The organism is Moorena sp. SIO2C4, from assembly GCF_010672485.1.
In the GTDB taxonomy this organism is placed as follows: domain Bacteria; phylum Cyanobacteriota; class Cyanobacteriia; order Cyanobacteriales; family Coleofasciculaceae; genus Moorena; species Moorena producens.
The window spans coordinates 1-4209 of record NZ_JAAHGN010000666.1; the positions used below are offsets into that span (position 1 = coordinate 1).

At 42.8% G+C, this 4209-nt stretch carries 4 protein-coding genes; 2 read left to right on the forward strand and 2 right to left on the reverse strand.

All coding sequences use genetic code 11. The annotated features are described in order from the left end of the window. Nucleotides 1–283 precede the first annotated feature (283 nt). Entirely contained in the window at nucleotides 284–451 is a 168-nt protein-coding gene (locus F6K20_RS26785; protein WP_154659719.1) for a hypothetical protein, read from the reverse strand. A 1229-nt stretch (nucleotides 452–1680) separates the two neighbouring features. Here F6K20_RS26785 and F6K20_RS26790 point away from each other — a divergent pair. Continuing rightward, nucleotides 1681–2739 (forward strand): GGDEF domain-containing protein, encoded by a 1059-nt coding sequence (locus F6K20_RS26790; RefSeq protein ID WP_229414399.1) that lies wholly within the window; start codon nucleotides 1681–1683, stop codon nucleotides 2737–2739. A gap of 3 nt (nucleotides 2740–2742) precedes the next feature. On the opposite strand, the gene ntcA is transcribed toward F6K20_RS26790, so the two are convergent. Continuing rightward, nucleotides 2743–3420, reverse strand: coding sequence for a global nitrogen regulator NtcA (ntcA, locus tag F6K20_RS26795; protein ID WP_008181591.1), 678 nt, complete (start codon nucleotides 3418–3420; stop codon nucleotides 2743–2745). Between the two features lie 629 nt (nucleotides 3421–4049). On the opposite strand from ntcA, the gene F6K20_RS26800 reads away from it, so the two are divergent. After that, a partial coding sequence (locus tag F6K20_RS26800) for an SDR family oxidoreductase (RefSeq protein ID WP_353736836.1) occupies nucleotides 4050–4209 on the forward strand: 160 nt, incomplete at its 3' end.

Below are 4209 nucleotides of genomic sequence, written 5' to 3' on the forward strand. Positions count from 1 at the left end.
GTTATGCAGAAAAGGGTTAAATATTTTTTAATAAGGCGACCCTATCTTACGGTAAATTCAAACCACTCGCGCTTGGGATCAAGACAACAGGTAAGCATTGGAATAATGCTGAGTTACTTTAGCTGACTGCTGACGGCTGACGGCTGACGGCTGACTGCTGACGGCTGAATGCTTACATTTATATTGTTTTGGTTAAATAGTGCTAGTTTACTAAGTATTAGTTAACTAGGTGTTGCGCATTTAAATTGGATATTATTCAGTTATAAAAAAAGGCGTTGCTGAATTAAGAAATGAATAGGAGTAGAGTGGGCATCCTGCCCGCGCGAAAATAAGGAGGAAACTGGCAAGATGCCAGTTCTAGCCAAGATGCCAGTTCTAGCCAAGATGCCAGTTCTAGCCAAGATGCCAGTTCTAGCCAAGATGCCAGTTCTAGCCAAGATGCCAGTTCCACAAAACTCTTGAAATCATTTGATTATTAAGCAACGCCCCTTAATCAATGGAGGCGCGCTTTCCGCGTGAAGAATTAAATTACGGGGTCGCGCCTCAAGTTTTAACCATGCATCTGCATAGCCTACCAACCATAAAGGCTCCCCTGTCTAAGGCGCGCGTCTCCGGGGGAAACCCCCAGTTCCGAAGCTGCATCCCTTCTTCAGGTGCGACCCGTGGCGAATTTAATAATTAGATGCGGAAAGCGCACCTAAGTTGTTTTCCTTTTCCTCTCCCTCTGGGTCGCCCCATGTTTGACCCTAATGTAAAAAACCTACCCCTGTGAGGGGGTTAGGGGACCGGTCCCCATTACCGATTAGCCATTACCGATTAGCCATTACCCATTACCGATTACCTATCTCCAAAGTAAAAAACCTACCCTTGTCAGTCTCCCCACCCTCCCTCTAATTATGGGTATTCAACCTGACTTGATATAGAGGTTAGTGGGAATAATAATGCTCTCACTTAGTTGAACAGTTAGGTGTTTTCACCATGTTCGATAAAGATTTAGAAAAATTACCCGGATACCAGGAAATTGCTACTGCCACTTGTGATAAAAACAAGAGAGTATTAGAGGAAAGTATAAATAGAATAATCCCTGTGCTCAGCTTCTGCTGAGTAACCCCTAATTAACTATGTGCCTAAGATGTGCCTAAGATGTGCCTAAGTTGGCTTTGGATTCATCGGGGATTAAACTAATTTTTGTTGTTATTCAGGTTTATATTCAACAAAACTCGTTAAGCTAAAAACGATATAACAATTATAAACGAGTTGTGAAAATCTAGAAACCCAAAATCATGGTATTATTGGCATCCTGGCCTCTTGATAGTTCACAACCTATTTATAATTGCTATATACAGTAATCTAGTTTAGAAATGATTGTTATAAGATCACCTAATTTATCAAAAGTTCCACAGCTCGTGATTCACAATCCATATCGGGGAGGGGAATCGGCAATGGGGAATTGGTAACTGATCCAACTGTACTTGAGCTCCTAAACGATAGTCAGCAATAGGATCAATTTATCTAGTTATCTAGCATCAATCTATTCCATAGCCAATCCCATATACTAGACATCTCCAAAAATTAACCTCAAACCCTTGCACTGCCTGGGTCAAAACCGAGTTTCTGGAGATGTCTACTGGTGAATTTAGAGCAAAACGTATTAGCTAATACTTTCTTGAAGAAGTAGCAGTGTTAAGATTATTAATTCCGGGTGAATGTATTAGCTCTGTAGAGCTAACTATAAATAAAAACGATGCTTCTATAAATGCTTCTATATTAGTGGTAGGAAATAAACAGTTTATCACTACATTTGTGAAGCGGACTTGCTATATAAGGTCTAGCACTTTCGAGGTATCTTTGGAACTTGATGATGTCATACAACACATCAAGACTAGACAACCCGCTATTTTAATTTTGCAGGCAACCCAGGTGGCTAGTTTACAACTATGTCGTCAAATTAAAGAACAAAAGCTGCTCGGTTGGATATACTGCATTTTGATCAATGACTTGCCCGAAATAGCGATTACAGCAATGGGACTAGACCCAAACTGGGAGTTAAGAGAATGTGCTCAAGCCCTAGAAAACGGTGCAGATGCCTACTTACGGATCAGTTCAATCAGTAATCAAGACTCAGCCATAGCTGTAGCAGAAAATCGGTTGCTTAAGGCACAAATTCAGGCAGGGTTACGAGGAGTGCGACTATACCGGGAAGCAATGCACACTAATGATTTCCTATCAAGGATAGCATTGGTTGATCCCTTGACAGAATTGAGCAATCGTCGGGCAATGGAATCGGAGTTACCCCGACAAGTCAAAAATGCGTTTAGTCAATCAAGGCCCCTGAGTCTGATTATCCTAGATGTAGACTATTTCAAGTCCATCAACGACAACTACGGACATCCGGTAGGCGATCGCGCTCTCAAGCTACTGGCAAGTCGTCTCAAACATAACCTACGTATTCAAGATTCCCTCTTTCGTTATGGTGGAGAAGAGTTTGTGATCATTCTTAGTCACACTGACTGTGAAGAAGCCCGAGCAGTGGCTAACCGAGTGCGACATATTATTAGCGATCAACCGTTTCAGATTGATAGAAGATTGGTGCTCCCAATTACCATTAGCTTGGGTGTTGCTGCCCTTAACAATACGGACGACCATAGAGGGGAAAGCCTACTGCGATCTGCTGACCAGAACCTACGGATCGCTAAATCTAATGGTCGCAATCAGGTGTATTGTTGTTGCAATCGCTAATTTTCACGTAAATTGCTGACTCAAAACCACTGGCTTGTGGACAGTAATTTTTTTCTTGTGAATCGAAATCATGTCTTTTTCCCGTAGGTCTCCCAGTAGACGGGTGACAGTAACCCGAGTCGAACCGATAGCTTCTGCGATCGCTTGATGGGACAACTTCAGTTCAATGGTAATCCCATCCCCACAGGGTATGCCAAAGTCACGGCAGAGAATTAATAGAAAACTAACCAATCGAGACTCCATATCCCGATGAGCTAGGGTTTCGATCATCATTTCCGTCTGTAATATCCGAGACGATAGCCCCCGTAACATCAACATTGATAATTCCGGGTTTTCCTTCAGTGCTTTTTCGACCTGGTCAATCGGGGAAGAGAGTAACTCTACAGTTGTAAAGGCAACTGCATGGTAGAACCGATCAGATTGGTGACCAGTAATCAGAGACAGAACACCGAAAACCGTATTTTCTCGCAGCAGTGCTACAGTAATTTCTTCCCCTACTTCGTATACTCTAGAAAGTTTTACAGCACCTTTTAGCAAAAAGTAAACCCGTTCAGCTGGATCTCCTGGGAAGAAAATCGTCTTACCTCGCTCATAGGTTTCTACGACTGGTGGAAACGCTCCTCTACCAATCTGACGAAACACAGCCGCTAGTGGTGTATCCTGCGTCACAACCCTATCCATATCTATTTCTTTGTACAAATGCCCCTATCTATTTACATTTAAGAGACTTCCGGGGATTTTAAGCCACGGATTACCTCATTAATCTGGTATATTTAGGCTATTTTAGCGGATTTTAAACAGTTTTCTTGAGTTTGTTGTGAACTGCTACAACCGTTTCCAATTCCCCTTGCCCATCAATTTCGGCGGTGGGACCGGTGGCCAATTTAATTTGCCTAGGTCAAGGGCACCGGGCAAGTTTTGAGCTAATTTGCCAACAGGCCAACAGTATTAACTGCTAGTCTATATCTTAGCAAGCTCTTGACTTGATTTTCCCTTAACCCCGTCAGGTAGAAGCGGCAATTCGTAGCAATCATCGTGGCATAGACAAATTTATTTCCCACTACTTAATATCAATCTGAGCTAATTTTTTGTAAAAATTGCTACCAAAAACCAAAAATCTCAGGAGGTAAGCCTGAAGGTCAAAAGCAATGCAACGCTGACCTGTGGGGTTTCCCCACAGGTCAGCGTTGCATCAAGACATGGAGCTGAAAAACTCAATGTTGCTGCATTCAGGGATATAATAGCTGGGCTGTCATACACGGCTAAGTAACCTTCAACCCTGACTCATAGCGCGACTCAACCTAAAAACCATGCTCGATCTCAACGGAAAAAATGCTTTTGTCACTGGCATCGCCAACAACCGCTCCATTGCTTGGGGGATCGCCCAACAGTTGCACAACGCGGGGGCAAATTTAGGTGTGAACTTTTTGCCTGACGAAAAAGGTCGCTATGAGAAAAAAGTTCGAGACA

Coding starts and splice junctions, on each gene's coding strand:
- ntcA (WP_008181591.1), bottom strand. CDS start 3,420: ATGGATAGGGTTGTGACGCAGGATACACCACTAGCGGCTGTGTTTCGT.